Origin of the sequence: Oceanithermus profundus DSM 14977 (genome assembly GCF_000183745.1) — a bacterium.
In the GTDB taxonomy this organism is placed as follows: Bacteria; Deinococcota; Deinococci; order Deinococcales; family Marinithermaceae; genus Oceanithermus; species Oceanithermus profundus.
In genome coordinates, this window is the sequence record NC_014761.1 from 147,627 (window position 1) to 173,930 (window position 26,304).

Below are 26,304 nucleotides of genomic sequence, written 5' to 3' on the forward strand. Positions count from 1 at the left end.
GGCGTAAGCTGGGGGCGCTATGGCGCACGAGCCGGAGAACGACGCCTTCGAGACGCGCTCGGTCCAGGCCTTCTACGACGCGAACGCTGAGGCCGAGTGGGCGCGCCTGGAGCGCCACCGCACCGAGTTCGCGGTGACCTTGCGGGCGCTTGAGGACCACCTGCCCCCACCCCCGGCCGCGGTGCTCGACGTGGGCGGCGGGCCCGGACGCTACGCCATCGAGCTGAGCCGCCGGGGCCACCGGGTTACGCTGGTGGACCTGGCCGCGGCCAATCTGGAGCTGGCCCGCCGCAAGGCGGAAGAGGCCGGCGTGGGGCTCGAAGGCGTGGTCCAGGCCAACGCCCTTGACCTCAGCCGCCTTCCCGACGCCGCCTACGACGCGGTCCTCTTGATGGGCCCGCTCTACCACCTGCTCACGGAAACGGCGCGCCGGCGCGCGGTCCTGGAGGCGCGGCGGCGCTTGCGGCCGGGCGGCGTGATCTTCGCCGCCTTCATCACCCGCTTCGCCCCTCTGCGCGACCTGGCGGCGCGCGAGCCCGGAGGGCTGCTCGAGCAACGGGACTACGTCGAGCGCCTCTGGCGCACGGGGGTGCACGACTCCGGGGAGGGCTTCACCGCGGCCTACTTCGCGCACCCGGACGAGATCGCGCCCTTCATGGAGGCGCAGGGGTTCGCCACGCTGGGGTTGGTCGGCTGCGAGGGGGTGGTGGCCGGGCACGAGGAAAAGGTCAACGCCCTCACCGGCGAGGCTTGGGCGCGGTGGGTGGACCTGAACTACCGCCTGGGCCGGGACCCGGCGCTCCTGGGCGCCAGCGACCACCTGCTCTACATTGGGCGTAAAAACAGCCACAGCCATCCGCCAAAGTCCACCCCCACCTCCCTCAAGTGAGGGGAAGCCGGCGTAGAGCAAAACGGGTCACGGATTGGGGACCCGGTCTGGACCCCAGCTTTCGCTGGGGTGACGAATCTTGTCGTGGCAACGGGGGCAACCTAAATTCGTCGAAAAAACAAGGCCTTCTCAAAGAAGAAACAAGCCTTTTTCGCATGACGAATTCATTGCCTGAAAAACAGCGGGTCGGATGGAGAATAAACTCCCCTTTCGTCATTCCAGCCAAGCAGGCTGCAAGCCTGTGCGCTGGAGCCCGAGCCTGAAGCACAGTGGGCGATTCGTCGGAAACCAAACAGCCGGTGTTAAGCCCTCCCCTTGGGGCGGGGGTTGCGAAGCAGCCGGAGGGGGTTTAGCCGGGGGTGTGGGAAGTTGGGTGTGGGCTGGCCGTGTATCGGCGGCTGACTTTCGGGCTTTTGCACCGTCAACAACCCCCACCCCGGCCCTCCCCCGGGGGAGGGAGACTATTTTCGCGTCACCCGAACCGTGGCGAAATGGCGCGGCATGGACCCTGAGTCTAGTTCAGGACAGGCCCCGGCTCGCACGGGTCAAAGTGGCCCGCTTGGCCGGGGACACGAACCACTTTTTTATCTTTCGCATAACCAAAAAACGTATCCCCGGACGACCGGGGCTTGAAGCCAGAGGGAGATCCGGGGTCCATGCTGCATAAACAACCGAGATTTCTTTGCCGCTGACTGCCCAACCATAAGCCACGAGCTGCAGGCAATGCAGTTACCACGAACTACGCACCACGAACCACGTACAGGTTGGGCGGGCATACAGGCCCACCCCTACAACGCCCCATAAACCATGCACCGATTCGACGGAGACACGGGTCCGCCCCCTACGCAAAGACGACGTGCCGCGCACCCGATGCGACGAACGGACCCGCGCCCGCTAGGGCCCCGCGCGCTCGCGCAGCCGCTCGCCCGCGGGTTTGAGGGTGCCGTCTTCGCGGTAGAGGCCGAAGAGGTCTTCGCCTTCGTCGTCGAGGCGGTACCAGATCGCGGCGGCGACGTTGAGATCGTCCGGCCCGGCGCGGCGGTCCAGAATGCTCAGCGCGATCTCCAGGTGTTTGGCCTGCTCCGCCTCGCTGCCCGCGTCGCCCCAGGCGTCGGCGCTCGAGACCCCGAACTCGGTGAGCCACAGCGGCCGGTCGAAGCCCTTGGACCGCAAGAAGTCGCGCACCAGCTCGAGCCCCCGCTCGAAGCACCAGGGCGGCGAGAGGTCGTCGATCTCCTCGTTGCACTGGTCGGGGTACTGGGCATAGCCGCGGTGGGGCCCTTTGCGCTCGTCGGGGCGGGTGTAGGGGTGCAGCGCCAGGGCGTCCATGGGCACGTCCGCGCCGAAGGCCCGCCACAACGCCTCCAGGTAGGCGACGTCGGCCGCGGCCAGCGAACCGCCCAGCACCACCGCCTGGGGGTGGGCCCGCTTCATGGCGGCGTAGGCCTCGCGCAAGAGCGCGGCGTATTCGGCCGCGGCCTCGAGCGGCACCAGCACGAAGCTGCCCGCGCGTTCGCGGCCGGCGTAGGCCGGCCAGAACTCGGTGCTGTTCGGCTCGTTCCACACCTCCCAGGCGCGCACCGGTCCGGCAGCTTGCAGCTCGTCAGCCAGCCGCACCAGCGCCCGGGCGTAGTCGGCGCGGTGCTCGGGCGCGGGCGGGTAGGCAGGGTCTTCGGGGCGGCCGCTGGCCCACGCGGGGCTTTGGGCGAACAGGATCACGACTCCGAGCCCGCGCGCGTGGGCGTCCGCGACGCGGCGCTTCAACTCCTCCAGGTAGGCGGGGTCGAAGACCCCGGCCTCGTCGGGCTCCAGCTGCGCCCAGTCCACCGGAACCCGCACCGCCCCCAGCCCCAGCGCCGCGGCCCGGTCCAGCTTGGCCGCGTACCCGGCGGCGGTGCGGGTCTCGGCGGCGTGGACGCCGAGGAGGAGGGCGGGTCCGGCCGGCCCCTTCGCCACCGCGCAACCGTGCAGGGCCAACGCCACAAGGACGAGGTGGCCCCAGCGCCCCTTTTGATTCATGGGACCCATTCTACAGGGCTACGCCCAGGAGAGGACGGGCGCAAGTCCGCGGCGCAGCTCGGGGTGTGCGAGCGCTTCCATCAACCCCGCCCAGCGCCGCTGGAGCCGCACGAGGTCGTCGAAAGGGTCGCCCGGGTCCTCCAGGGCGGCACGCATCAGCTCGAGCGTGCGCAGCGCCTCGCGCGCGCCTTCGGGGTCGCCCTCCCGCCGGTAGGCCTCCGCGAGCGCCCGCGCGGCCCGCTCGGCCTTGAGCTCCAGGTCGTCCTTCAAGAAGGCCCCGGGGTAGGGGTCGAAGTCCTCGGCGCGCACCCGGACGGTACCGGGCCGGTCGGTCTGGCCGCGAATCTTTTCCCGCTCGTAGACGAAGCGGAGCACGTCCTCGCGCAGGCGCCGCCAGGCCGGGTGGGTCTTGGGCGGGGGCAGGTGCCGGACGGCGAGGGTGCGGTCGAGGAAGACCTTGAAGCCGAAGATGCGGGCGTTGATCACGTAGTCGATGTCCTCCCCGCGCCGCACCCCGGGGTCGAAGGGCACCCGGGTGAAGAGCTCGCGGTGGAGCACCAGGTTGCCGCCGAAGGCGAAGGGCGTGACCTTGTAGCGCGGCGGGCGGCCGATGAAGGCCTCGAAGGCCGCGTTCATCCGTTCGATCTGTCCCCAGGCCCGCGCCCACGCCTCGGTGGGTTCGGGAACGAGGAAGCCGCCGTCCGGCTGCCGGTAGTAGCCGGCCACGGCGTAGACGGGCGTTCCGTCGATACGGCGGCCGAGGACCTCGAGCGCCTTGTCCAGGAAGGCGGGGTCTTCGAAGACCTCGTCGTCGTCGATGAGCACGGCCGCGTCGCGGCCCCGCAGGTGGGGGACGAGGACGCAGAGGTTGCGCACGTTGGCGTAGCCGCGCAGGGAGATCAGGTCGTTGAGCCGGCCCATTCCCGCACCCTCGAGGAAGCGGCGCAGCCGCTCCAGGTGCGAAGGGCCGAAGGTGTGCAGCGGCAGGTCCAGGGTCGCCGCCGCACGGCGGACGATCGCGCCCACCCGCGCCTCCACCGCTGGCGCGATCTCCGCGGCGGTCGGGACCGCGAGCACGACCACCTCGAAGTCCCGCCGCGCGAGCACGTTTAGGCTCTCGAGCGTCCTGAGCAGCGTGCCTTCCGCGTCCAGCGGCGTGGGATGGTCGTAAACGGCGTCCCCCGGACGCCAGACCTCGGGCCGCGGCCGCGACCAGTAGCTGGGGATGACCAGGGTGACCTTGGGCATGCGCACCTCCGCGCGGCGAACGCGCCGCACCGTTGCCCGAGTGAGGGCCCGGCGGTCAGCCCAGCAGGTCCACGAAGACCTGCGGCCGCCGGCGCTCGCCGGCGCGCTCGAGCACTCCCGCCGCTTCCATTAGCGTCCGCTCGCCCCAGGCGCGGCCGATGAGCTGCAGGCCAACCGGCAGACCTTCGACGGTGTACCCCGCCGGCAGCGAGAGCGAGGGGTGGCCGGTCAGGTTGGTCAGGAAGATGAAGCGCATCAGCTGGGTGACCGTGCCCAGGTCGCTTATCCCGTCGGATTCGGCGGCCTTGGGGATGAGCGGCGCGGGAACGGCGGTGGTGGGGGTGGCGATCAGGTCCACCCGCCCGAGCACCTCGTCGAGCGCCGCCACCATGCGCGCACGCACCTGCTGGGCGGCCACGTAGTCGGCGCCGGCGGCGCTCTGGCCGATCTTCAGGTTGATGCGGGTGGCCGGGGCCAGCGCGCGCCAGTGCTCCTGGGTGCGCTGGAAGCTGCGCCCCATCTCCACCAGCACCGTCACCGCGTGGGCGACGCGGGCGTCGTCGAGGCCGGGCAGCTCGAACTCGACGATCTCGGCCCCCGCCTCCTCCATGCGCGCGAGCGCGGCGCGGGCCGCCTCGACCACGCCCGGCTCGGCGTGGTCGAACCAGGCGGGCCAGACGCCGACCTTGAGGCCCGAGAGGTCTTCGCGGTTCCAGTCGGGCGCTTCGGGCACCGGGGCCGAGGCGGTGTGGGGGTCTTTGGGATCGGGCCCGGCGATCAGGCGGTGGGCCAGGGCCACGTCGTAGGCGCTGGCGCCCAGCGGACCCACGTGGGCCACGCTCCAGCAGACGGGGTAGGCCCCGTGCTCGCTGACGCCGCCGAAGGTGGCCTTGAGGCCATAGACCCCGGTGAGCGCCGCTGGCACGCGGATGGAGCCGCCGGCGTCGGCCCCCAGGGCCAGGGGCACCAGGCCGCTGGCGACGGCCGCGGCCGAGCCCGAGGAGCTGCCGCCGGTGTCGCGGGCCGGGTCGTAGGGGTTCTTGGCGTGGCCGTGGTGGGGGTTGTGGCCGGTGGGGTTGGCCCCCAGCTCGTGCATGTTGGCCTTGCCGACGATCACCGCCCCGGCGGCGCGCAGGCGGGCGACCGCGGTGGCGTCTTCCGAGGCCACGTCCCTTAGGAAGGCGGTGCCGACGGTGGTGGGGTAGCCGACGACGTCGAGCTCGTCCTTGACGGCCACGGGCACGCCGTCGAGCGGCCCCAGCGGCTCGCCGCGACGCCAGCGCATCGCCGAGGCGGCGGCCTGGGCGCGCACGTCGTCGGGGTTCACGGCGATGAAAGCGTGGATCTGCGGGTTGAGCTCGGCGTAGGCGGCGAGGAAACGCTCGGCCACCTCCTCGGGTGTGGTCTTGCCGCTCTTGTAGGCGGCGACGAAGTCGGCCGCGCTATGAAACGGAGCCGGTCCGGCGGGCGGCTCGGGCGGGGGCTCGGGGGCCGGTTCGCGGCGGAAGATGGCCACCAGGCGCGAGGCGAGGCGCGGTTTCGGCTCGCGGGCCGCGGGCGCCGGTTCGGGCGCGGGCGCGAGCGGCAGGAAGAGCGGGGCGGGCAGATCCTTCAGTTCGGCCAGCCGGGGCACGCCGGCGTCGGCCATCAGCTTCTTCACCAGGGCCGGGCCGGTGACGCGGCCGTCGAGGGCGGCGGCGAAGGTGCGCAGCGCCCGGCCGGTGAGCACCGGCATCTTGACGTCTTTGAGGTCGTAGCTCATGGGGCCTCCTAGCGGTGGTCGCCCTCGCCCTGGATGGCGCCGCGCTCGAGCCGGTCGAAGAGCTTCTCCAGGTTGGCCTCGGCCACCTCGCGCAGGCTCAGGTCCAGCTCGGTGGCGATCTGGGCCAGGTACCACAGCACGTCGCCCAGCTCGTACTTGAGGGCCTCGCGGTCGGCGGGGCCGATCACCCCGCCCTTGTCGCGGAAGATCTTCTTGACCTTGCCGGCCAGCTCACCGGCCTCGTTGACCAGGCCCAGGGTGGGGTAGGTGATGGGGTGGTCGGTGTGGATCAGGCTCCAGGTCTTGCGCGACTTCTTCTGGTAGGTGTCCAGGTCGGGTGCGGTCGGGTCGAGGGGCATACCTCATTGTAGGGCGCGGGAGCACAGACCCGTGCGGGGGTTCGGACCGGCCCTCTTCACCGGCCGCTGCCCGGGGGTTCGTCCACCAAGTAGGCGTAGACGCGCAGGCGTCGGCCGCGGCCCTGATTTCTGGCGTAGCGGGCCCAAAGCGCCGCGAGTTCAAGGCGCAGCCGGGCGGCGTCGGCATCCGAGAGCTCCAACGTGCCGGAAAAGCCATCGAGCAGCCCGCTTTCGCGGCCCACCCGGCCCCGGGCGTCGGCGGGGCGGGTAACGGGTTCGCCTTCCTCGGCGTAGAAAAGCAGGTGGTCGAGCTTCAGCTCTTCCAGTCGGCGCGCGGCGGCGTCGAGCAGGGCCTCGTACTCCGGGGCGAGGCGGTGCTCGAGCCACTCCCGCAGGCCGGCGCTGGCCGGGTCGGCGGCGAAGGGCAGCAAGAAGGCGGGGGCGGCCGCGCGCCAGCGGGGCCGCGCGCCCCCGTGCGTGCGCTCGAGCAGCCCCAGCCGCTCGAACTTGCGCACCCAGTAGCGCAGGGCCTGGCGGCTGAGCCCGGCGGCGCGGGCGGCCTCCGCCAGGCCGCGGCTGCGGTTCAGGAAGGGGGCCAGCGCGCGCCGCGCCTTCTCGCTAGCGAGCGCGCGGGCGGCGGGGTCCGAGGGCTCCAGGCGGCGGGGCTGGGGCAGCGGGGCCATGGGTGCAGTCTAGCGCGTTTATGTAAAAAACGACCCCTGGTTTTTACATCTCCGACCGCCTAGCTTGGGGGCGTGTTTGGCCTCAGTCCCGGGTTTCGCCGCTACCTTGCGGGGTACGCCCTGCAGGTCGCGGGCTGGACGCTCGGAGTGGTGGCCGCCCCCTTCCTAGCGCTGCGGGCGGGCGAGGGCTGGCTTGCCGCTGGGGTGGTGGTGGGGTTGGCGCCCCGGCTCGCGGCCCCGCTGGTGGGGCGCTGGCTGGGGCGGGCGCCCGCGGCGTGGCTGATGCTCGCGAGCCTGGCAGCGGCGGGGGCGTGCGCATTGGGCGCGTGGGGTGCGGGGCCAGACGGACCGCTGGCGCTCGGGCTCTACCTAGTGCTGGGGACGGCGAACGCCTGGGAAGGGGTGGTGGGCCCCGTGGTCGCGGGCGGGGAGGCGGAGCCGGTGCGCATGCGGGCCAACGCCGCGCTCGCGGGCGTGGGGCTCGGGCTTCCCGCGGTGCTGGGGCCGCTCGCGGGGTGGCTGGCCGGCCGGGCGGGGCTCAGCGCCGATTTGGGTCTGGCGGCGGCGCTGTTCGCTCTGCGGGCGTTCGGCCTGGCGGGCTGGGCGCCCCCGCGTTTCGATCGACAGCGCGCCGCCGCCCCCGCCGGGGCGCTGCGCGCGCTGGCGCCTTACGCGCTGGCCCTGCTCGCGGCGGTGGTGGCGCTCGGCTACCTGCAGGTGCGGCTGCCGCCCTGGCTCGAGGCTCGGGGTCTGGGCGCGGTGGCGCTCGGGGCCTACAACGGCGCGCTCTCGGGCGGGATGCTGCTGGCCGCGGCCCTCGCTGGCGGGCCTTGGGCACGCCACCCTGGGCGCGCCGGCCTCGCGGGGTTCGTCGCGCTCGCGCTGGGCCTCACGGGCCTGAGCCTGCCCGCGCCGGCGGGCGTGATCGCCGCGGCCGGCGTGCTGGGCCTGGGCCTGGCGCTGGTGCAGACCTTGGGGCTTGCGGAGCTCCAGGCCCGACTCGGGGCCGCCGAGCTCGCGGGCGTGAGTGCGGCGATGACCGCCGCGACGGCGCTCGCCATGGCCGCGGGGGCCCTGCTTGGCGGCGGGTTGGGCGGGGTGGGACACCCGGGGTTGCTCTGGGGCCTCGCCGCCGTCGCCGCCGCGTCCGCGTGGGCGTGGCGGCGGGCGCGGGGTCAGTAGCTGCGCTGGACGGTCTCGAGCCCCCGCCCCTCGAGCCAGCGCACCAGCAGGCCCACGGCCCGCTTGACCCCCGCGGTGACCAGCGGGCTGCAGCTGGGCCGGAGGCCCACGTAGACCCCCTTGCTGCTGGGCCGGGCCTCGAGCAGCACCTCCTGGGCGAGCTCGGGCTCCTCGACGCGGGCGAGCACCACCAGGCCACCGGCCGCCTGCCAGGCCTCGAGCAGCACCACGTTGGCCTCGGGGGCGGTCTCGACCTGCTTGGTGAAGGCTTCGGCGGGGGGCAGGGTTCCTTGCATCAGGGCGTGGGGCACGGGGTACCTCCGGATCGGGGGGAAGGCCTCGTCGGCCTCGGCGGTCTTGACGAAGGCGGCGTGAAAGATGGGCCTCGACTGATCGAGCCACTTCCGAGCGTACTTGGTGCGCAGGGTCTCGGGCGGGGGCGGGCCCGGCCGCACCTCGAAGAGGCCGCTGGCGCGCGCTTCGGCGGTGGCGAAGTCGAAGTACTCGGGGTGGTCGGTGGTGAGCCGCAGCGCCCCGCCCGCGGCCAGCCGGGTCGAGAGCAGACGGAAGAAGGGCACCTGCAAAAGGCGCCGGCTTGCGTGCTTCTTCTTGGGCCAGGGGTCGGGAAAGTTTACGTAGACGCGCTCGAGCGCCCGCGGACCCACCAGGTTGCGCAAGAGGAAGCGGGCGTCGCCGCGGAAGAGGCGCGCCTGGGCCACGCCTTCGCGTTTCAGCCGGCGCAGCGCCCGGCTCACGCTCGCCGGGGCCACCTCGGCGCCGAGCAGGTTCCACTCGGGGTGGAGGCGGGCGAGCTCCACCAGGAAACGCCCGTCCCCGAAGCCGATTTCCAGCACCCAGGGGCCGGCGCGGCCGTAGAGGGCCTCGGGGTCTACGGGGAAGGGCAGTTCGGCGGGCACGAGCAGCACGCACCGGTTATACCACCGCGAGGCCGCGGGCCGCTAAAATACGCGTATACTGGTGTCTTGAACACCACGGAGCGCGTATTTATGGAACCGAATCTGAGCTGGATTCTCCTCTTCGTATCGGCCGCGCTCATCGTGGGGCTGGCGGGAACGTGGCGCAAGCGACGTTCGGCGTTGCTGACGGGCCTGGGCCTCGCGTTCACCGCGCTGGGCCTCGCTTTGGGCGGGGGCGCGGGCTGGGCTGCGACCGGGTTGGGCCTCGCCCTGATCGTCTGGGCCGTGGTGGCGCCCCGGCCGCGGGCGAGCAGCCGGGCGCTGGAACTGAGCGTGGACGAGCGGGGGCGCCTGGTGCGCTCCCGCAACCTCGAGGCCCTGTTGGGCTGGGTGACCGAGGAGGTGCACGGCGAGCCCTTCGCCGGGCTGATCTACCCCGAGGACCGCCCCCTCTGGGAGAAGGTGCAGGAGCAGGTCCTCGAGACCGGCGAGGCCACGACCCTGGAGCTGCGGGCGGTGCACGCGGCGGGCCGCCTCGTCTGGCTGCGCGTCTTCGTGGAGCCGCGGACCGAGGGTCTGCGCCTCGAGGCCTTCGAGGTGACCCCCTACAAGCTGGCCGAACAGACCCTGCGGCGCCAGGAACGCCTGCTCAAGGGCGTTTCCGACGCCACCCGCACCATGCTGGCGGCCAAGGACGACCTGGCGTGGCCGCTCAACAAGGCCATGGCCACCCTGGCCATGAGCCTGGGGGCGGAGCGCGCCTACCTGTACAAGGTGGAGGACCACCCCGAGACCGGCCGCCGCCGCGCCTCGCTGCAGGTGGAGTGGGTGCGCGACGTGCTCAAGACCCGGATCGACAGTCCCCTCTCGGGCGAGCTGGTGGAGAACGACCCGCGCTTCGCGCGCTGGTTTCGCGAGCTCGAGCACGGCCAGGTGATCGCGGGCCCGGTCGCGCAGCTCCCGGGGGAGGAGCGGCTGATGCTCGAGGCCAGCGGCGTGGGCTCGATCCTGCTGCTGCCGCTGCTCATCGGCGGGGCCTTCTGGGGCTTCGCGGGCTTCGAGCTCACCGAGACCAACCGGCGCTTCGGCCACGAGATGATCCGGGTGCTGCGCACCGCCGCGGCCTCGCTGGCCGCAGGCATCGAGCGCGTCGAGCGCACCCGGGAGCTCTCGGTGCAGCGTTCGCTGCTCGAGCGCATCAACGAAGCCGCGGGCGACGGCATCCTGGCCGTGGACGCCCAGTGGCGCCCGCTCTTCTACAACAGGCGCTTCCTGGAGATCTGGGGGCTGAGCGCCGAGGAGCTCTCCGCCGAGGGGAGCGCGGGGCTCTCGGTGCTGACCCGCCGCACCAAGAACCCCAAGCGCTTCGCCGAGGTGCTGCTGGAGCTGCACGAGCGCCCCGACCGCAACGTCCACATCGAGCTGCGGCTCAAGGACGGACGCATCCTCCAGGCCTCCTCGGCGCCGCTCGACGGCGGCGAGACCGGGGGGCGCGTCTGGTTCATGCGCGACGTCACCGAGGCCCGCCGCCTCGAGCAGGCCCTCGCCCGCAGCGAGGAGCGCTTCCGCACGATCCTGCAGAACACCTCGGACATCACCGCGGTGCTCGACGAGGAGATGCGCATCCGCTACATCAGCCCTGCGGTGGAGGCGGTCCTGGGGCACAAGGTGCGCGACCTCGTGGGCCTGACCGTGGGCGAGAGCATCCACCCCGACGACCGGCCCGCCGCGGAGCGCTCCCTGCGCGCGGCGCTGGAGGACCCCTCGCGGCCCATTCACGTCACCTTCCGCATCCGCTCGGCCTCGGGCGAGACCCGCTGGCTCGAGGTGCGCGGCCGCAACCTGCTCGCCAACCCGGCGGTGCGCGGCATCCTGGTGAGCGCCCGCGACATCACCGAGCACAAGGTCTACGAGGCCCAGATCGAGCACATGGCCTACTACGACGCCCTGACCGGGCTGGCCAACCGGCGCATGCTGCGCGAGCGCGTCGAGGAGGCGATCCGCGAGCTCGGGGGCGGGGGCGGCTTCGCCTTCGTCTACATCGACCTGGACCGCTTCAAGAACGTCAACGACACCCTGGGGCACGACATCGGCGACGCCCTGCTGGTGCAGGTGGCGCGCCGCCTCGAGGAGCAGACCGGCCCCGGCGACGTGCTGGCCCGCCTCGGCGGCGACGAGTTCGGGCTGCTGGCGCGGCGCGACGACCAGGAGGGGGTGCTCGAACTGGCCCAGCGCCTCATCCAGGCCCTGCGCCCCCCCTTCAACGTCGAGGGTCACCACATCCACGTCTCCGGCAGCGCCGGCATCGCCCTCTACCCCACCGACGGCGAGACCTTCGAGCAGCTGCTGCGCCACGCCGACATCGCCATGTACCGCGCCAAGGACGACAAGGTGCACCTGCAGTTCTACTCGCCCCACCTCAACGTCTACACCCACGAGCGCTTCCAGCTCGAGACCGACCTGCGCACCGCCATGCAGTCGGGCAGCCTGATCCTCTACTACCAGCCCATCCAGAACGTGCAGGGCGAGATGCGCGGCCTCGAGGCGCTGGTCCGCTGGGAGCACCCGACCCGCGGCCAGATCTTCCCCGAGGAGTTCCTGCCCCTGATCGAGGAGGCGGGGCTGGCCACCGGCTTCGACCGCCAGATCCTCACCCAGGCGGTGCGTCAGATCGCCCGCTGGCGCGGGGCGGAACCGCCGGTCTGGGTCAGCGTCAACGTGGGGTACGCCTCGCTTCTGGACCCCGGCTTCCTGGGCTTCCTCGAGCAGCTCTTCAAGGAGGAGCAGGTGGAGCCCGAGCGGCTCTTGATCGAGGTCACCGAGACCCAGGCCTCGCGCGACCCCGAGCAGACGAAGCGGGTGCTGGGGCACCTCAAGGAGCTGGGGGTGCAGCTGGCGCTCGACGACTTCGGTCAGGGCTACTCCTCGCTCAGCTACCTCTCCGACTTCCCCATCGACCTGATCAAGATCGACCGCGCCTTCATCAGCGGCGTGCCCTTCCGCACCAAGGACGCCGGCATCGTGCGCATGATCGTGGCGCTGGCGAGCCAGCTGGGCATCGACGTGCTGGCCGAAGGGGTCGAGACCGAGACCCAGCGCGAGTGGCTGCAGCACGTGGGCGTCCACTACCTGCAGGGCTACGCGATCAGCGAGGCCCTGCCTCCGGCGGAGCTGCCCTTCGGCGAAGCCTCCTAGTTCACGAAACGTTCACCTCGCCTTCGCCCACCGTTCACCGCCCCCGCGTCAGGATGGCGGCGGAGGTGAACGACGATGAAGAAGTTGACGGCGACGGTTCTGCTCCTCGCGCTGGCCCTGGGTTTCGCGTTCGCGGCGGACGGGGAGGCGCTCTACACCCAGTACTGCCAGGCCTGCCACCAGGCCGATGGCGAGGGCATCCCCGGCACCTACCCGTTCATCGGCGGTCCGATCAAGAACCTCTCCACCTTCGACGACGGCCGGGAGTTCGTGATCGCCACCACCCTCTTCGGCCTCAAGGGCGAGCTCGTGCAGCGCGGTTACACCTACGACGGCTTCATGCCGGGTTACGCGCCCGTCCTGGACGACGAGGAAGTGGCCGCCCTGCTGAACTGGATCCTCGAGCAGGCCAGCTGGAAACGCCCGGGAACGCAGGCGACCGCGGCCGCCTACACCCCCGAGGACGTGGCGCGGGTGCGCGCGCTGCAGCTCACCCCGGAACAGGTGCACGAACTCCTGACCAAGGTCGAGGAGGTCATGCACGCCACCAACCCCGCGGGCGGCAACCGCTAGCCCCGACGAGCGCCCCGGCGCCCGCGTGCGGGCGCCGGGGATGGAGCGTAAAATGGAAGCCATGGCCGAAAAGCGCATTCTGGTCGTCGAAGACGAGGCCCGCATCGCCGACGTGCTCGAGCGCTACCTGCGGGCCGAGGGGTTCGTGACCGAGCGCGCGGCCACCGGCAAGCGCGCGCTCGAGCTGTGGCGCGCCTTCCGGCCCGACCTGATCCTGCTCGACCTGATGCTCCCCGAGATCGGGGGGCTCGAGGTGGCCCGCACCATCCGCGCTCAGTCGGACGTGCCCATCCTGATGGTCACGGCCAAGGCCGAGGAGGTGGACCGGCTGGTGGGGCTCGAGCTGGGCGCCGACGACTACATCACCAAGCCCTTCAGCCCCCGCGAGGTGGTGGCGCGGGTGCGCGCGGTGCTGCGGCGCGTCGGCGGCGGAGCGCGGGCCGCCCGGATCTACCGCGTGGGCGCGATCGCGGTGGATCTCGACGCCTTCGAGGCCCGCTGCGGCGACGAACCGGTCGCGCTCAGCCCCACGCAGCTGCGGCTGCTGGCGGCGCTGGCGCAGGCCGAGGGCCGCGCGCTCTCGCGGCACGAGCTCCTCGACCAGCTGGGCGAGGCCTACGTGGACACCCGCACCGTCGACGCCCACGTCAAGAACCTGCGCCGCCGCCTCGGCCCCTGCGGCGCCCAGATCGAGACGGTGCGCGGCGTGGGTTACCGCCTGCGGGCTGCGTCGCCTTAACAACTTTTCGACACCGGCCCCGTAACATGGTTCCATGCCGCGGGTGACCGTTCAGACCCTCGCCGAGATCCTTCGCGCCCTGCGCCCCCACCTGGGCCAGCCCAACTTCCCGCACGCGCTCTACCGGGCGCTGCGCGAACACGTCAGCCGCCGCGCGGCGGTGGCGGTCGAGGACCTCCGCTTTCCCGATCCGCCGCCCCAGGAGGCGCCGCGTTTGGTCGAGGCCGAGGTGCGGGTCTGGTGGCCCGACGGGCACCCGCCGGCGCTCGAGGAACTGCTGCGCACGCTGATTCGCGCCCACGCCACGATCGGCGACCTGCGCGGCGAGCTGCTGGCCATCGAGGACCAGTCGTCGCGCAGCGCCCGCATGCTCAGCGTCCTCGCGCACGAGATCAAGAACCCCCTCTTCGCGGTCCTCGGCAGCCTCGAGCTGCTCACCCAGCGCGGCCTCGAGGCCGAGGTCCACAAGCTGATCGAGACGGCCCACACCAGCGCCCAGCGGATGCACGCCCTGGTCAACGACTCGCTGCAGCTCGTCGCGCTGGAGCAGGAGGGCGTGCGCCTCAAGGCGGAGCGGCTTTCGCTGAACGGCCTGCTCGAGGAGCTGGCGGGGGAAGTCGAGCCCGTGGCCCTGGCCTCGGGGGTGCACCTGCGGGTGGTGCCCCTGCGCGGCGACGCCGAGCTCCTGGGCGACCGCCGCTGGTTGCTGCAGGCCCTCCTCAACCTGGCCCTCAACGCCGTCAAGTACACCCCGGAAGGGGGGCGCGTCGTCCTGCGCGCCGTCGCGGACGGCACCCGGGTGGGCCTCCAGGTCGAGGACACCGGCCCCGGCATCGCCGCCGGCGATCTGGAGCGGATCTTCGAGCCCTTCCAGCGCGCCGACACCAAGAAGGAGGGGAGCGGCCTGGGGCTGGCCATCGTCAAGCGGGTCGTCGAGGCCCACGGCGGCGAGGTGCGGGTGGAGAGCCAGGCCGGCCGCGGCAGCCGCTTCCGGGTCGAGCTGCCGCGGCTCCTGCCCGGCCGGCGCGGCGGCGCGGGGTTGGGCCTGCGGGTGCTCGTGCTGACCGCGGTCGCGGGGCTGATCCTGGCCCGCTTCCCCCTCTTTCCCGTTCCGGTGGAGGCCGACACCCCGCAGGGCCGGGTCGCGCTCGTCCAGGAGCGGGCGCTGCCGCAGGGCGGAACGGTGCGGCTGGGCTCGGCGCGGCTGCGCTTCGACCCCGGCAGCCGCGCCCAGGTCAGCGCCCGCCGCAGCCTCTGGGGCGGCGCCCTCAGCGCCGCGGTGCGGCTGCCCGCGGGCGGCGTGGCCGTGCGCCGCGACGGTGCCGCGCCGCGGCTCGACCTGAACCTGAACCGCGCGCGGCTGACCCCCCGGGGAACCGACTTCCTCGCCCAGAGCGGCGAGGTTGACCGCATCAGCCTCTACGACGGGCGGCTCGCCCTCGCCGCCCCTGGCTTCCAGGGGGAGCTGGCGCCGGGCGAGGGGGCGGTGGTGAGCGCCGACGGCGTGGAGAAACGCCGCCTGCTCGCGGCCCCGCAGGTGCGGCTGCGCACCCTGGACGACGGGCGGCTCGAGCTGCGCTGGCTGCCCGTGGAGGGGGCGGTGCGCTACCGGATCACGCTGCTCGCCGGCGGCGTCCCGGTGCAGGTCGCCGAGGTCGACGCCGCCCCCTGGGTCTACGAGCCGCAGCAGGACCGCAGCCTGACCGTGCAAGTGCAGGCGCTCGACGACCTGGGGCTCGCGGGCGCGCCCTCCCCGGCGCGGCCCTACGAGGAACGCGGCTCCTTCTACCGCGGCCACCAGAGCTTCGTCGCCGGCGACTACGCCGCGGCCGCCGAGCTGCTGGCGCGGGCGCTGGAGCGGGACCCCGCCCAGCCCGCGGCCTGGCTCGAGTACGGCCTGGCCTCGCTGAGGCTGGGCAAGGGGGCCGCCGCCCGCGAGGCCCTGGAACGGGCGCTGCAGCTGGAGCCCGGCTACGAGGCGCGCGTGCTCCTGCCCCTGGCGGAGGCGCTGGAGGCGCAGGGCGACCTCGAGGGGGCTGCGGCCTACTACCGGCGGGCGCGGAGCCGGCAGGAGCTGAGCCGCGAGGCCACCCTGGGGCTGATCCGCGCCTACCTGAAGCTGGGCCGCTACGACGCGGCCGAGACCGCCGCCTGCACTTGGCTTGCGGGGCGGCCCGACGACGCCGACGCCGCCGAACTGCTGCGCCGCGCCCTGGACGGCGCCGGCAAGGCCTACGCCGAGCCCGGCTGCCCGCTCTTCCAGAAGCCGGCGCCGAAGCCCGCCCCACCGCCCCCGCCGCCGCGCCCCGAACCCAAGCCCGAGCCCGAACCCCCGCCGCCCCCGCCGCAGCAGTGCAACCCGTTCTGCAACTAGGGCCAACCTTACGCCCCAACCTTCCGGGTCGTATAATCGCCTGTAAGGTATGCCGAAGATTCTGCTGATCGAAGACGATCCCCAGGTGGCCCAGCTGTTGCGCCTTGCCCTCGAGCAGAAGGGCCACAGCATCTACTGGGCGACCAGCGGCGTCGAATCCATGCGCTACCTGCCCAAGGCCGACCTGCTGGCGCTCGACCTCGGCCTCCCCGACGTGGACGGGGTGGAGCTGCTCCGCCGCGCCCGCGCGCTGCGCCCCCGCCTGCCGGTGCTGGTGCTGACGGCCAAGGACGACGAACACACCAAGGTCTACTGCCTCGAGATCGGGGCCGACGACTACATGACCAAGCCCTTCTCCGTGCTCGAGTTCACCGCCCGGGTTCAGGCGCTGCTGCGCCGCAGCTACGGCAGCCCGCGGATCCGCGTGGGCCCGCTCGAGCTCGACAGCGAGGGCTACCGCGCCACCCTCGAGGGGCGCGAGCTCAAGCTTTCCAAGACCGAGTTCGCCCTCCTGCGCACGCTGGCGAGCGCCCCGGGCCGGGTGTGGAGCCGCAGCGAGCTGCTCGAGGCCGTCTGGGGCCTGACCTTCGACGGCACCGACCGGGTCGTCGACGTCTACATCAACATGCTGCGCAAGAAGCTGGGCGACGACCCCCGCAACCCCCACTTCATCGAGACGATGGTGGGCGTGGGCTACCGCCTGCTCGAGCTCAAGCGCGAAAACCCCACGGTTTTTTAACCGCGTTTTTACCGTTTCTGAGCGTTACTATTCATCCCCCAAACGGGGGATGGCAAGGTCGTAAATCTTTTATATCTTGAAGAGCAGGAGGCAGTGAACCGTCTTCCGCAACGCGGGCGCCTGGAAGACGGGGAGCCAGTGGCGCGACCGGCCTCGTCCGCGGCCCCAGGCCGCGAAGGGGGAAGCATGGCCATTTTCGGAAACCTGAACCACATGTCCCTGGGGGACCTGCTGCCGCTCTTGTCGGTGCAGGACGGCGCCCTGGAGATTTTCAACCTCGAGCAGCACCCGCGGGTCACCCTCTACTTCAGCGGCGGCCTGCTGCAGTGCCTCTACGTCGGCGGCCGGCCGGCCGAGCCGCTGCAGGCGCGCGGCATCGTCGGCCACCTGGTCGCCGCCCGGCGCGGCAGCTTCGAGTTCGCCCCCGGCGCCCGCACCCGCCGCTGCGACCGGCCGCTGGGCTGGCCCCTGGATCGGCTGCTCCTCGCCACGGTGACCGTGCAGGACGAGATCGAGGGCCTTGAGCGCAGCCTGCCCCACCCGGACACCGTCTTCGCGCTGACCGCCGAGCGCGCGCCGGAGGACGCCCGGCTCTCGGACTTCTGGCAGCGCGCCGCGGCGTTGTTGCGCCGCGGGGCCTCGGCGCGCGAGCTGGCCCGGCGGCTGGGGATGCCGCTCGAACACGCCCGCTACTACATGCTCAAGCTGCGGCAGCTCGAGCTGCTCGCACCGGTGCGCGCCCGCGGCGGCCAGGAACGCAGGTCCTCGGCGGCGGCGCGGCTGCTGGGCTCGCTGCGGCGGCGCTTCTTCGGAGACCGGCAGGCGTGGAACCACTAAAGGTCGTGGTCTCGGGGCCGGTGGGCGCGGGCAAGAGCACGCTCATCCGCACCCTCTCGGAGACCGAGATCGTCGACACCGACGCCCGCGCCAGCGAGGCCATCGGCAAGGACCTCACCACGGTGGCCATGGACTACGGCACCCTGCGGCTCGACGACCAGCTGCTTTACCTCTTCGGCACCCCCGGCCAGGAGCGCTTCGACTTCATGTGGGACGTGCTCACCGAGGGGGCCCTGGGGTTGGTGCTGCTCGTCCGCGGCGACCGCCCCCAGGACTTCCCCCAGGCCCGCCGCCAGCTCGACTACCTGCTCTCCCAGCGGCCCGTCCCCTACGTCGTGGGCGTGACCCGTCAGGACCGGCCCCCGGTCTGGGGCCCCGACGAGGTCGCCCTCTACCTGGGGCAGCCGCCGGAGCGCGTCGTGGGCCTGAACGCCACCGAACCCGCGAGCGCGGTCGGACCCCTCCTGCGCCTCTTGGAGCTCATGCTCTGAGCGGCCTTCCCACCGAATCTACCGGGTTCCCCGGAGAGACCAACCAAGGAGAAACGAACGATGACCAAACAAGAACAGCTGCAACAGATCCTTCGCGAACTCAAGCAGGCCCTCCCCGAGCTGCGCAGCGTCGTGGTGGCCTCCACCGACGGCCTGCCGATCGTCCACGACTCCGCCGACGCGCCCCGGGTCGCGGCCATGGCCGCGACCGCCCTGGGCCTGGGCAAGCGCATCAGCCAGACCACCGAGCTGGGCAGCCTCGAGGAGACGATCGTGCGGGGCAACCAGGGCTACTTCGTCGTCTACGCCGCCGGCGACAAGGGCGTGCTCGCCCTCGCCGCGCCCGCGGGCGCCAACCTGGGCCTCATCCACCTGGAGGCCCGCGAGTTCGCCACCCGCCTGGCGCAGGTGCTCTAGGAGGCCGGCCATGGACTTTCACGCGATCGCCCAGCGCGCCATCGGCGACATGCCGCCCGAGACCCGCTTCCGCCCTGAGGACGCCGAGGTCATCCGCGCCCACCGCGACCTGATCCTGCCCCTCGCCGAGGAGTACGTGACCAGCTTCTACGACGTCCTCTTCGCCCACGAGCCCACCCGCGCCGTCTTCGAGGAGGGGGAGCGGCCCGAACGCGAGGCCACCCAGGTCGACTTCTTCCGGCGCATCGTCGAGGGGCCGCACGACGACGAGTTCTTCGCGTGGCTCGCCTTCGTGGGGCCGGTGCACGTCGTGCGTCAGGTCAGCAACCCGATGATGCTGGCCATGCTCGACTACATGGTGCTCTACGTGATGAAGAAGTTCCGGGGCCACGAGAACGCCGACGCCGTCACCGAGGCCTTCGTGCGGCTGGCCGCTACCCTGGGCGCGATCATCAGCTACGGCTACGAGGTGGCCTGGCAGGAAGCGCTGCAGAACGTGGTGGGCATGCCTCCGGCGCTGGTGCAGCGGATGGTGCACGAAGAAGCGCAGCGGATGTTCCCGCTGCGCAGCCACGGCGCGGCTTCCTAGCCGCACCCGGCGGACGGGGCGCCCCCGCGGGGGCGCCCCGCCGCATGGCCCGTCTACTTCTTCTCGATCCACTCGGCGTCGGGGGGGAAGGCCACCAGGTCGTCCGCGGTGAAGCGGGTGGTCCGGAACGCCGTCCACTCCAGGTCGGAGAGCGCCCGCCCCTCGGCGTCGTAGAAGGCCGTGCGCAGCGGCCGCTTCGCCTCGCGGTCGATCCAGACCTCGACGCGGGCGAACCCCGAGGCGTCGGGATCGGGGGCGCGGCCGACGACGTGCCAGGCGGGCCGTTTCTTGAAGCGGACCTCCTGGGGGGCGTCCCAGACGACCTCGCCTTCCTCGCCCAGCTTGCGCAGGTCGCCCATTCGCGAGAGGTCGAAGCCCAGGCCCTCGATGCGCGCCTTGGCGCGGGGGTAGACGACGACCTGGTTGGTGAGGAAGAGGTAGTTGTACACCTTGTCGGGGGTGATCACCACGTAGTTGTCGGCGAGCGCGTCGGGCTTTTGGAACTCGATGCGCACGATCTGCTCCGCCGGCAGCGTCTTGACGATCAGGTCGGCCTCCTGGGCGTCGCCGCCCGGGGTGACGATCCGCCCCTGCAGGCGCGCCTCCCAGGGTCCCTGGTCGAGCACCTGCGCCACCTGGTCGAACAGGGCCTCGGCGCTCACGGCGAGGGCCGGCAGGCCGAGCAGGACGAGCAACGCCAGCCCCCGACGCATCACAGGCCCTCCAGCGGCAGGGTGTAGCGCAGGTAGAACTCGTAGCCGGCCTGGTCCACTTCGGCGTCGAGCGCCCAGGCGTCCCAGGCCACCCCCGCCTGGGCCCGCGCCGGATAGGCGAGCGTCAGGTGCGCCTTGTAGCTGCGGTCGGCGTAGTCGAGGCGGAACTCGTTGAGGGTCCCCAGGCGCAGCCGGCCCTCCACCACCGCGCCGGCGTAGGGCGTCCGGTAGCCGAGCACCGCGTAGGCGTTGCTGGCCCGGTCCACGCCGCCGGCCCCCAGGGTGAAGGTCTGGCGGTCCACCCGCCAGGCGAGCGCCGCCTCGGCCTGGCCGCCGCCGCGGTAAAAGTAGCCGCGGGCGAGCAGCGTCAGGTGACGGTCGATGCGAAACTTGCCGCCCAGGCGGGCGTAGGTGCCCAGGGTCTCGCCCTGCAGGGGCCAGAAGTGGCTGGGGGTGCGGTTGTAGGTGTGGCCGACGCTGAGGTCGAACGCGGCCTTGCCCAGCGCCACGCTTCCGAACCCCTCGACCCAGTAGTGGGCGTCCATGCCGATGAAGCCGCGCGCGCCGACCTCGCCGCGGCCCGCGGGGCCGGCCTCGAAGGCGCGGCGCGCCCCCAGGCCGAACGAGATCTCGTCGGTGTTGGGCAGGTAGGCGCGCAGGTAGGCGTCGAAGGTCCAGTCGCCCTTGGGCAGGTTGAGGTTGACCGTAGGGCCGACCGAAAGGCCCGGACCCCCCGCCCAGACGCCGAACTCGAGCGACTGGGCCCAGGCGAACGGCGCGAGCAGCAGCAGGATGGGAAACCAGAGTTTCTTCATACTTCCTCCTTTATACCGGCGATCGGTGAGCGCCGCTTAAAGCAGGCGTTTGCGGAAGCTCAAGGTGGCCAGCCCCAGCATCAGGACCGTGAAGACGACGAGGGCCGCGAAGGGGGCGTAGAGCACGTCGAGGCCGACGCCGCGCAGCATCACCCCGCGGGCCGCCTCGAGGAAGTAGCGCAGCGGGATCAGGTAGGTGACCGCCTGCAGCACCCGCGGCATCCCCTCGATGGGGAAGAAGAGGCCGGAGAGGAAGATCGAGGGCAGGTAGTAGACGAGGGTGCCGAAGATCGCCTGGATCTGGGTGCGGGCCCGCGCCGAGACGACGATCCCCACGGCCAGCGAGCCGAGCACGAAGAGGAAGATCAGCAGGAGCAGCAGCGCCAGGCTGCCCCGCATCGGCACCGCGAAGACGACGTAGCCCACCCAGAGGACGAGCAGGGTGTCGGCGAAAGCGATGGCCAGGTAGGGCAGCACCTTGCCGATTACGAGCTCGCCGGGGCGCACCGGGGTGGCGATGAGCGACTCGAGCATGCGCGTCTCCTTCTCGCGAACGATGGCCAGCCCGGTGAGGATGACGGCGATCTGGGTGAGGATGATGCCCACGATCCCCGGCACCATGAAGGCGGCGGTGTTGCCCTCGGGGTTGTAGAGCAGCTCGGTCTCGAGCTCGAGAGGCAGCGGCTGGGCCTCGCCCGCGAGCATGCGGGCGGCGATCAGGCGGGCGTTCAGCCGGCCGATCGCCTTCTGCAGCCCCACCTGGGCCTGGAAGGCGAAGGTGGGGTCGGAGCCGTCGACGAGGGCGCGCAACTTCACGCCCTGGCCGGCGCGGATCCGCTCGACCAGCCGGGGCGGGATCTCGAGGCCCACGCGCGCGGTCTGGCGGTCGATGAGGCGCACCAGCTCCGCCTCGGCGTCCACCCGGGCGACGACGTCGAACTTGCCGTCCCGGCCCAGCTCGCGCACCAGGGTCTGGGCGATGCGGTCGTCCGCCCGGTCCCAGACGGCGATCGGGATGTGCTTCAGGTTGAAGTTCACCGCGTAGCCGAAGAGCAGCAGCATGGCCACCGGCAGCACGACGATGACCCGCAGCAGGATGGGGTCGCGCCGCAGCTCGAGCATTTCCTTCTTGGCCACCGCCCGCACCCTAGACCAGCGCATGGGCGTCCTCCTCGCGGATCTTCAGGACGAAGACGTCCTCCATCGTCGGTTCCTCCTCGACCGCACCCTCGGGCCGGGGAGCGTCGGGCTCGAGCACGATCCGGGTCGACCCTCCGCGCTGCCAGGCGTCGACCACCCCGGAGCGGCCGCGCCAGGCCCCGGGGTCCGCCCCCGGCACCCGGTAGAAGCGGTAGCGCGCGCGCACCTGCTCCTTCAGCGCCTGGGGCGTGCCCAGCGCCACCAGCCGCCCCCGGTAGATCAGCCCCACGCGGTGGCAGCGCTCGGCCTCGTCCATGTAGTGCGTGGTCACGAGCGCGCTCATCCCGCGCGCGGCCTCGGCGTAGACCAGGTCCCAGACGGCCCGCCGCGCCAGCGGGTCGAGGCCGGTGGTGGGCTCGTCGAGGAAGGCCACCCGCGGCCGGTGCACCACCGCCTGGGCGATGGAGAGCCGCTGCCGCCAGCCGCCCGAGAGCTCGCCGGCGCGCCGGCCGGCCACCCCGCCCAGGTCGAAGCGTTCCAGCGCGTCCTCCACGGCCGTGCGGGCGGCCCGGCCCTCCAGGTACATGGCCGCGCGGAACTCCAGGTTCTCGCGCACCGTGAGGAAGGGGTAGACGCTCGCCTCCTGGGTGGCGTAGCCGATGCGCGCCTTGACGCGCTCGGGTTCGCGCACCACGCTGGCCCCGTCCACGCGGGCGTCGCCGGTCGTGGGGGCGAGCACCCCGCTGAGCATGCGCACCAGCGTGGTCTTGCCCGCGCCGTTGGGGCCCAGCAGCCCGAAGACCTCGCCCTCGTAGACCTCGAAGCTCACCCCGGTCACGGCGAGCAGGTGGCCGAAGCGGCGCTCGAGCTCCTGGGCCTGCACCTTGGCCCGATCCCCGCTCACGCGGCCCACCCCCCGAGGAAGCCCTCGACGTGGGCCTCGACGTCGAGGCCGGGCGCCCCCTCGAGCGCCACCCCGAAGAGCGAGGCGGCGATCAGGGGGCCGAAGAAGGCGTGGATCAGCGAGCCCGGCGGGGCCGGGCGCAGGTCGCCCCGCCGCTGGTAGTGCTCGAAGAAGGCGAGCACGGTCGCGAGCCGGCCGGCCAGCGCCTCCTCGAGCGCCCGGCGCAGCTCCGGCTCGCGCGAGGCCTCGCCGGCCATCACGAAGATGAGCGCGCCCCCGCGCTTCAGCTGCCCCAGGTAGCGCCCGGCGAGGGCGTGCAGGTCGGCGCGCAGGTCGCCGCTGGGGCGGGCCGCCACCTCCTCGAAGGCCGCCCCCGCGCGCCGCACCGCCTCGGCCAGCAGCCGTGCCTTGGAGCCGAAGCGGCGGAAGAGCGTCACCTCGGCCACCCCCGCGCGCTCGGCGATGCGGCGCGTGGTCGCCCCCTTGTAGCCGCGCTCGGCCAGCAGCTCGAGCGCGGCCTCGAGCAGCCGTTCGTCGGTGGAGCTGGTGTGTAAGCGCATACTAACACCAGTATGCGCCTCCCTGCCCCCCGGGCTCAACCCCCGGGCTAAACTGGGGTATGCGCAACTTCCTCATTCGCTGGATCCTGAACACCCTGGCGTTGTGGGTGGTGGCCCAGCTCTACGGCGGCGTGAACTTCGCCCCCGGCAGCACCCTCGCCGACTACCTGGTCGCCGGTTTGGTGCTGGGCCTCGCCAACGCCCTGGTAAGGCCGCTGCTCCTGCTCTTCACCCTGCCGCTCAACCTGCTCACCCTGGGGCTGTTCACCCTGGTGGTGAACGCCCTGGTGTTGTTGCTCGTCGCCCAGGCGACGGCGCTCGAGGTGGTGGGCTTCGCCGGCGCTTTCTGGGGCGCCCTGCTGCTCTCCATCGTCTCCTGGGTCCTCGACGTCGTCTTTGGCGACGGGGCGAAGGTAGAATGACCGAACCATGACCCGCCTCTTGCGACCCCTCGCGCTCTCGGCCCTCCTGCTCGCCCTGCCGGCCCTGGCCCAGACCGGCGCGGTCGTCACCAGCACCGACGCCCCCCAGGTGGCCGCCTGGCTCGCCGCGCGGGGCTACAACTTCAGCCTCGACAAGGACGGCGAGGGCATGCCGCTCTTTCACCTGGAGATCGCGGGCGGCTACAAGGCCCTGCTCTTCTTCTACGACGACGACCCCGACCGGCCCGGTTACGAAAGCCTGCAGCTCTACGCGGGCTTCTCCACCGAGGGCAAGGTCCCGCTCGAGGCCGTCAACGACTGGAACTACAGCTACCGCTTCGCCAAGGTCTACCTCGACGATGAGCGCGACCCCGTGATCGAGAGCGACCTCGACCTCGCGGGGGGCGTGAACCTCGAGGGGGCGCTCGCGGTCTTCCTGCAGAACTTCGAGGCGGCCTTCGAGGCCTTCGTCGGCGAGGTCGTGGGTGAGTAGTCCGGACCCGGGCGGTGACGGGGCCCCGCGGGGCCCCGTCTCATTTATTTAGCGCGCGCTTGTGGTTGACTGTCCCCGAGATGGCGACCCGACCCGTTCCCACCGCCACCCTGAAGAGCCTCGCCGTTCCCAACGAGCACGGGGGCTGGGGCTTCACGCTCGAGCCCGTGATCCTGGGCCTCCTCGTCGCCCCCAGCGCCGCGGGCTGGGGGCTGGGGCTGATGGCGCTGGCCAGCTTCTTCGCCCGCCACCCCACCAAGCTGGCCGCCGGCGACCTGCGCCGCGGCCACGTCTACCCGCGCACCCGGCTGGCCCTCTTCTTCGCGCTGCTCTACGGGGGGCTGGCGCTCGCGGGGCTGCTCCTCGCCTGGTACGCGGGCGACCGGGCCTTCGTCGCGCCGCTCCTCGCCGCGCTTCCGCTGGTGGTGGTGCAGGTGGTCTACGACGCCTTGGGCAAGGGGCGCACTTTGATCGGCGAGCTCTCGGGATCGCTCGCCATGGGCGGCGTCGCCACGGCGATCATCCTCGCCGCCGGCGGCGACGCGCGCCTCGCCTGGGGGGCCTGGTTGGTGCTGGCCATGCGCGGCCTCGTGGCCATCCGCTACGCCCGCGCCCAGGTGCGCCGCGCCTACGGCAAGCCGGTGAGCAAGATCTCCACCTTCGCCACCGCGGTGCTGGGCGTCTTCGTCCTCTTCCTCGGGGCCGTCTGGGGCGTGAGCCCCTGGCTGGGGATGTGGGCGGTGCTGGCGCTCGCGGTCTACGCGGTCTACATGCTCGAACGCCCCCCCGTCACGGCCCGGCACGTCGGGTGGAGCCAGATGTTCTTCGGCTGGCTGGTCGCCCTCCTCACCGCCTTGGGCATCCGCACGGGCTGGTAACCTTCGCGCCGGCGAAAACCGACGCCCCGCCGTACGGCGGGGCGTCGTTCGCGGTCGCGGTCAGCGCCCGGGAGGCAGGAAGGTGAGGGTGTCACCGGTCTTCAGCCGGGTGGCCAGCCCCTCCAGGTAGGCCACGTCGCGGCCGTTCTTGAGCAACGCCCAGCGCGGCTTGAAGCGCCAGCGGGTCACCTCTTCCATCCAGCCGGCGTGCTCCTCGGCGTCCTGCACGGGTTCGAGCGCGATGTCGCGCAGTTCCGGGCGGAAGGCGAGCACCTTGAGGACGGCGTCCAGCACCGTACCGCCCTGGGGGATGCGCACCTCCAGCGGTTCGGGCAGCGCGGGCAGTGCCAGCCCCAAAGCGTCCACCTTGACCACGGTGCGGCCCTTCTCGAGTTCGAGCGCGGCCTCGAAGCCGGCGCGCATCACTTCCTGCTGCACGCCCAGGTAGCTGGTCCACAAGCCCAGCCGCTCGGCGGGGACGACGGTGCTGAACATGCGCAGGATCAGCGTCAGCGAGAGGCTGACCCACTCGGGCGGCACGAAGCGGCGGTCGGGGCCGTAGCCGGCGTGCACGCGGCCGGCGTGGAAGAGGTAGCGGGCGAACTCGTCCGAGGTGTCCACGCCGATGGTGCGGCCGATCCAGCCCGAGAAGAAGGTGCGGCGCAGGTAGAGCTCGTCTTCGGGGACGCGCCCCTCCCACCCCAGCGCCTTGGCCGTGGGGGCGAAGCGCGAGAGGTGGTCGTAGGCCGCGGCCACCCAGTCGGCGGCGTGACGCAGCAGCGGCTCGCCGTCGAGGTACATCTGGCGCTTGGCCGTTTCGTCCAGGCCCACGAAGGCCAGCTGCTCGCGCATCTGCGCCTCGGGCAGGGGCGGCAGGTCGAGCGCCTGGGTCCAAACCGGTCGTTCAGTCCTTGGGGGTGTCGCCATGGTTCTGCCTCGCTTCCCTCATCTTACGCAGTTTCCAAAGCATTTCATTAGTAACGACGCGCCGCTGCATGGCGTAGGCGAAGAGCAGCACCGCCGCGAACTGGAGCAGCGCGCCGAGGACGAGCAGCGCCTGCAACGTCTCCGAGCGCTGGGCGAGCGCGAAGGGCTCGACGACCAGGCGCAGCACCAGGCCGGTGTTGAGGGCGTAGAAGGTGGCCGCCTCCAGGCCCGGCTGCTTCAGCTGGCCCGGACGCGGCATCATCCAGTAGGCCACCCCGAAGACCATGTTGAGGAAGAAGCCCACCAGCCCCGCGTGCACGTGCGAGCTGCGCAGGTAGGCCATCCAGCCAGGCTCGAGGTAGAAGAGGAAGCCCAAAAGCGCCGTGTAGATCAGGTAGACCAGCGAGGCGCGGACGAAGAGGTATTCGTAGAAAAACAT

General features: G+C 72.1%; 27 protein-coding genes and 1 riboswitch. Of the genes, 14 read left to right on the forward strand and 13 right to left on the reverse strand.

The features are described 5' to 3' along the window. The first annotated feature begins 19 nt into the window (after positions 1–19). The gene (locus OCEPR_RS00735; RefSeq protein WP_013456788.1) at positions 20–889 is read left to right on the forward strand and encodes a class I SAM-dependent methyltransferase; all 870 of its coding nucleotides are present in this window, start codon (positions 20–22) and stop codon (positions 887–889) included. A gap of 894 nt (positions 890–1,783) precedes the next feature. Here the strand turns inward: OCEPR_RS00735 and OCEPR_RS00740 are convergent. Genes OCEPR_RS00740 through OCEPR_RS00760 form a run of 5 tightly spaced genes read right to left on the reverse strand, consistent with a single transcriptional unit; the run spans position 1,784 to position 6,960 of the window. Further along, positions 1,784–2,908 (reverse strand): cellulase family glycosylhydrolase, encoded by a 1,125-nt coding sequence (locus OCEPR_RS00740; protein ID WP_041553856.1) that lies wholly within the window; start codon positions 2,906–2,908, stop codon positions 1,784–1,786. An 18-nt stretch (positions 2,909–2,926) separates the two neighbouring features. Beyond that, positions 2,927–4,156, reverse strand: a complete 1,230-nt coding sequence (locus OCEPR_RS00745; protein WP_013456790.1) for a glycosyltransferase — start codon at positions 4,154–4,156, stop codon at positions 2,927–2,929. 55 nt (positions 4,157–4,211) lie between these two features. After that, a complete protein-coding gene (locus OCEPR_RS00750) occupies positions 4,212–5,918 on the reverse strand; it encodes an amidase (protein WP_013456791.1) in 1,707 nt (568 codons plus the stop codon). A gap of 8 nt (positions 5,919–5,926) precedes the next feature. Beyond that, positions 5,927–6,277, reverse strand: coding sequence for a nucleoside triphosphate pyrophosphohydrolase family protein (locus tag OCEPR_RS00755; RefSeq protein WP_013456792.1), 351 nt, complete (start codon positions 6,275–6,277; stop codon positions 5,927–5,929). A gap of 56 nt (positions 6,278–6,333) precedes the next feature. Further along, positions 6,334–6,960: a MerR family transcriptional regulator gene (locus OCEPR_RS00760; RefSeq protein WP_013456793.1), complete on the reverse strand. Its 627-nt coding sequence runs from the start codon at positions 6,958–6,960 to the stop codon at positions 6,334–6,336. A 72-nt stretch (positions 6,961–7,032) separates the two neighbouring features. Here OCEPR_RS00760 and OCEPR_RS00765 point away from each other — a divergent pair, with 72 nt between their 5' ends. Next, the gene (locus OCEPR_RS00765; protein ID WP_013456794.1) at positions 7,033–8,142 is read left to right on the forward strand and encodes a hypothetical protein; all 1,110 of its coding nucleotides are present in this window, start codon (positions 7,033–7,035) and stop codon (positions 8,140–8,142) included. Here the strand turns inward: OCEPR_RS00765 and trmB are convergent. Then, positions 8,136–9,068, reverse strand: coding sequence for a tRNA (guanosine(46)-N7)-methyltransferase TrmB (trmB, locus tag OCEPR_RS00770; RefSeq protein WP_013456795.1), 933 nt, complete (start codon positions 9,066–9,068; stop codon positions 8,136–8,138). The two genes, OCEPR_RS00765 and trmB, sit on opposite strands and share 7 nt — an antisense overlap. 81 nt (positions 9,069–9,149) lie before the next feature. Between trmB and OCEPR_RS12130 the strand changes: the two genes are divergently transcribed. The 9 genes from OCEPR_RS12130 to OCEPR_RS00815 all read left to right on the forward strand — a co-directional run bounded on the left by OCEPR_RS12130 (position 9,150) and on the right by OCEPR_RS00815 (position 19,013). Beyond that, positions 9,150–12,254: a sensor domain-containing protein gene (locus OCEPR_RS12130; protein ID WP_013456796.1), complete on the forward strand. Its 3,105-nt coding sequence runs from the start codon at positions 9,150–9,152 to the stop codon at positions 12,252–12,254. 75 nt (positions 12,255–12,329) lie between these two features. Then, positions 12,330–12,827 (forward strand): c-type cytochrome, encoded by a 498-nt coding sequence (locus tag OCEPR_RS00780; protein WP_013456797.1) that lies wholly within the window; start codon positions 12,330–12,332, stop codon positions 12,825–12,827. 52 nt (positions 12,828–12,879) lie between these two features. Beyond that, on the forward strand, positions 12,880–13,566 hold the full coding sequence (locus OCEPR_RS00785; protein ID WP_013456798.1) for a response regulator transcription factor: 687 nt from the start codon (positions 12,880–12,882) through the stop codon (positions 13,564–13,566). 34 nt (positions 13,567–13,600) lie between these two features. Further along, the gene (locus tag OCEPR_RS12135) at positions 13,601–15,940 is read left to right on the forward strand and encodes an ATP-binding protein (RefSeq protein WP_013456799.1); all 2,340 of its coding nucleotides are present in this window, start codon (positions 13,601–13,603) and stop codon (positions 15,938–15,940) included. Positions 15,941–15,989: 49 nt separating this feature from the next. Further along, positions 15,990–16,679 (forward strand): response regulator transcription factor, encoded by a 690-nt coding sequence (locus OCEPR_RS00795; protein WP_013456800.1) that lies wholly within the window; start codon positions 15,990–15,992, stop codon positions 16,677–16,679. 77 nt (positions 16,680–16,756) lie between these two features. Continuing rightward, positions 16,757–16,841: riboswitch (cyclic di-GMP riboswitch) on the forward strand. 24 nt (positions 16,842–16,865) lie between these two features. Continuing rightward, positions 16,866–17,516, forward strand: coding sequence for a DUF4388 domain-containing protein (locus OCEPR_RS12715; RefSeq protein ID WP_013456801.1), 651 nt, complete (start codon positions 16,866–16,868; stop codon positions 17,514–17,516). After that, positions 17,504–18,007 carry a GTP-binding protein gene (locus OCEPR_RS00805; RefSeq protein ID WP_013456802.1) on the forward strand — a complete coding sequence of 168 codons (504 nt, stop codon included), beginning with the start codon at positions 17,504–17,506 and terminating at the stop codon, positions 18,005–18,007. Before OCEPR_RS12715 ends, OCEPR_RS00805 begins: the two co-directional genes overlap by 13 nt. A 60-nt stretch (positions 18,008–18,067) precedes the next feature. Next, complete coding sequence (locus tag OCEPR_RS00810; protein ID WP_013456803.1) at positions 18,068–18,424, forward strand: roadblock/LC7 domain-containing protein; 357 nt, start codon at positions 18,068–18,070, stop codon at positions 18,422–18,424. 10 nt (positions 18,425–18,434) lie between these two features. After that, a complete protein-coding gene (locus tag OCEPR_RS00815; protein ID WP_013456804.1) occupies positions 18,435–19,013 on the forward strand; it encodes a protoglobin domain-containing protein in 579 nt (192 codons plus the stop codon). Between the two features lie 53 nt (positions 19,014–19,066). Here the strand turns inward: OCEPR_RS00815 and OCEPR_RS00820 are convergent, their stop codons facing one another. Genes OCEPR_RS00820 through OCEPR_RS00840 form a run of 5 tightly spaced genes read right to left on the reverse strand, consistent with a single transcriptional unit; the run spans position 19,067 to position 23,145 of the window. Then, a complete protein-coding gene (locus OCEPR_RS00820; protein WP_013456805.1) occupies positions 19,067–19,726 on the reverse strand; it encodes an outer membrane lipoprotein carrier protein LolA in 660 nt (219 codons plus the stop codon). Beyond that, on the reverse strand, positions 19,726–20,541 hold the full coding sequence (locus tag OCEPR_RS00825) for a hypothetical protein (RefSeq protein WP_013456806.1): 816 nt from the start codon (positions 20,539–20,541) through the stop codon (positions 19,726–19,728). The genes OCEPR_RS00820 and OCEPR_RS00825 overlap by 1 nt, the downstream gene beginning before the upstream one ends. Before the next feature lie 36 nt (positions 20,542–20,577). Next, complete coding sequence (locus OCEPR_RS00830) at positions 20,578–21,702, reverse strand: ABC transporter permease (protein ID WP_013456807.1); 1,125 nt, start codon at positions 21,700–21,702, stop codon at positions 20,578–20,580. Beyond that, on the reverse strand, positions 21,689–22,585 hold the full coding sequence (locus OCEPR_RS00835) for an ABC transporter ATP-binding protein (protein ID WP_013456808.1): 897 nt from the start codon (positions 22,583–22,585) through the stop codon (positions 21,689–21,691). The genes OCEPR_RS00830 and OCEPR_RS00835 overlap by 14 nt, the downstream gene beginning before the upstream one ends. After that, positions 22,582–23,145, reverse strand: a complete 564-nt coding sequence (locus OCEPR_RS00840; protein WP_013456809.1) for a TetR/AcrR family transcriptional regulator — start codon at positions 23,143–23,145, stop codon at positions 22,582–22,584. Before OCEPR_RS00840 ends, OCEPR_RS00835 begins: the two co-directional genes overlap by 4 nt. Before the next feature lie 59 nt (positions 23,146–23,204). Between OCEPR_RS00840 and OCEPR_RS00845 the strand changes: the two genes are divergently transcribed. The 3 genes from OCEPR_RS00845 to OCEPR_RS00855 all read left to right on the forward strand — a co-directional run bounded on the left by OCEPR_RS00845 (position 23,205) and on the right by OCEPR_RS00855 (position 24,938). Further along, positions 23,205–23,567, forward strand: a complete 363-nt coding sequence (locus OCEPR_RS00845) for a phage holin family protein (protein WP_013456810.1) — start codon at positions 23,205–23,207, stop codon at positions 23,565–23,567. Between the two features lie 7 nt (positions 23,568–23,574). Further along, positions 23,575–24,060: a YbjN domain-containing protein gene (locus OCEPR_RS00850; protein ID WP_013456811.1), complete on the forward strand. Its 486-nt coding sequence runs from the start codon at positions 23,575–23,577 to the stop codon at positions 24,058–24,060. 80 nt (positions 24,061–24,140) lie between these two features. Beyond that, on the forward strand, positions 24,141–24,938 hold the full coding sequence (locus tag OCEPR_RS00855) for a YwiC-like family protein (protein WP_041553859.1): 798 nt from the start codon (positions 24,141–24,143) through the stop codon (positions 24,936–24,938). Positions 24,939–24,998: 60 nt separating this feature from the next. On the opposite strand, the gene OCEPR_RS00860 is transcribed toward OCEPR_RS00855, so the two are convergent. Together OCEPR_RS00860 and OCEPR_RS00865 are read right to left on the reverse strand one after the other, a co-directional pair. Then, positions 24,999–25,865, reverse strand: coding sequence for a protoglobin domain-containing protein (locus OCEPR_RS00860; protein WP_013456813.1), 867 nt, complete (start codon positions 25,863–25,865; stop codon positions 24,999–25,001). Further along, complete coding sequence (locus OCEPR_RS00865; protein ID WP_013456814.1) at positions 25,843–26,304, reverse strand: hypothetical protein; 462 nt, start codon at positions 26,302–26,304, stop codon at positions 25,843–25,845. Before OCEPR_RS00865 ends, OCEPR_RS00860 begins: the two co-directional genes overlap by 23 nt.

Bases quoted from the DNA above. Each gene is read 5' to 3' on its own strand.
- OCEPR_RS00780 (WP_013456797.1), top strand. From the start codon at position 12,330: ATGAAGAAGTTGACGGCGACGGTTCTGCTCCTCGCGCTGGCCCTGGGT.
- OCEPR_RS00745 (WP_013456790.1), bottom strand. From the start codon at position 4,156: ATGCCCAAGGTCACCCTGGTCATCCCCAGCTACTGGTCGCGGCCGCGG.
- OCEPR_RS00785 (WP_013456798.1), top strand. From the start codon at position 12,880: ATGGAAGCCATGGCCGAAAAGCGCATTCTGGTCGTCGAAGACGAGGCC.
- OCEPR_RS00760 (WP_013456793.1), bottom strand. From the start codon at position 6,960: ATGGCCCCGCTGCCCCAGCCCCGCCGCCTGGAGCCCTCGGACCCCGCC.
- OCEPR_RS00860 (WP_013456813.1), bottom strand. From the start codon at position 25,865: ATGGCGACACCCCCAAGGACTGAACGACCGGTTTGGACCCAGGCGCTC.
- OCEPR_RS00740 (WP_041553856.1), bottom strand. From the start codon at position 2,908: ATGAATCAAAAGGGGCGCTGGGGCCACCTCGTCCTTGTGGCGTTGGCC.
- OCEPR_RS12715 (WP_013456801.1), top strand. From the start codon at position 16,866: ATGGCCATTTTCGGAAACCTGAACCACATGTCCCTGGGGGACCTGCTG.
- OCEPR_RS00840 (WP_013456809.1), bottom strand. From the start codon at position 23,145: ATGCGCTTACACACCAGCTCCACCGACGAACGGCTGCTCGAGGCCGCG.
- OCEPR_RS00795 (WP_013456800.1), top strand. From the start codon at position 15,990: ATGCCGAAGATTCTGCTGATCGAAGACGATCCCCAGGTGGCCCAGCTG.
- OCEPR_RS12130 (WP_013456796.1), top strand. From the start codon at position 9,150: ATGGAACCGAATCTGAGCTGGATTCTCCTCTTCGTATCGGCCGCGCTC.
- OCEPR_RS00820 (WP_013456805.1), bottom strand. From the start codon at position 19,726: ATGCGTCGGGGGCTGGCGTTGCTCGTCCTGCTCGGCCTGCCGGCCCTC.
- OCEPR_RS00865 (WP_013456814.1), bottom strand. From the start codon at position 26,304: ATGTTTTTCTACGAATACCTCTTCGTCCGCGCCTCGCTGGTCTACCTG.
- OCEPR_RS00830 (WP_013456807.1), bottom strand. From the start codon at position 21,702: ATGCGCTGGTCTAGGGTGCGGGCGGTGGCCAAGAAGGAAATGCTCGAG.
- OCEPR_RS00735 (WP_013456788.1), top strand. From the start codon at position 20: ATGGCGCACGAGCCGGAGAACGACGCCTTCGAGACGCGCTCGGTCCAG.
- OCEPR_RS00850 (WP_013456811.1), top strand. From the start codon at position 23,575: ATGACCCGCCTCTTGCGACCCCTCGCGCTCTCGGCCCTCCTGCTCGCC.
- OCEPR_RS00755 (WP_013456792.1), bottom strand. From the start codon at position 6,277: ATGCCCCTCGACCCGACCGCACCCGACCTGGACACCTACCAGAAGAAG.
- OCEPR_RS00855 (WP_041553859.1), top strand. From the start codon at position 24,141: ATGGCGACCCGACCCGTTCCCACCGCCACCCTGAAGAGCCTCGCCGTT.
- OCEPR_RS00750 (WP_013456791.1), bottom strand. From the start codon at position 5,918: ATGAGCTACGACCTCAAAGACGTCAAGATGCCGGTGCTCACCGGCCGG.
- OCEPR_RS00815 (WP_013456804.1), top strand. From the start codon at position 18,435: ATGGACTTTCACGCGATCGCCCAGCGCGCCATCGGCGACATGCCGCCC.
- OCEPR_RS00845 (WP_013456810.1), top strand. From the start codon at position 23,205: ATGCGCAACTTCCTCATTCGCTGGATCCTGAACACCCTGGCGTTGTGG.
- OCEPR_RS12135 (WP_013456799.1), top strand. From the start codon at position 13,601: ATGCCGCGGGTGACCGTTCAGACCCTCGCCGAGATCCTTCGCGCCCTG.
- OCEPR_RS00825 (WP_013456806.1), bottom strand. From the start codon at position 20,541: ATGAAGAAACTCTGGTTTCCCATCCTGCTGCTGCTCGCGCCGTTCGCC.
- OCEPR_RS00810 (WP_013456803.1), top strand. From the start codon at position 18,068: ATGACCAAACAAGAACAGCTGCAACAGATCCTTCGCGAACTCAAGCAG.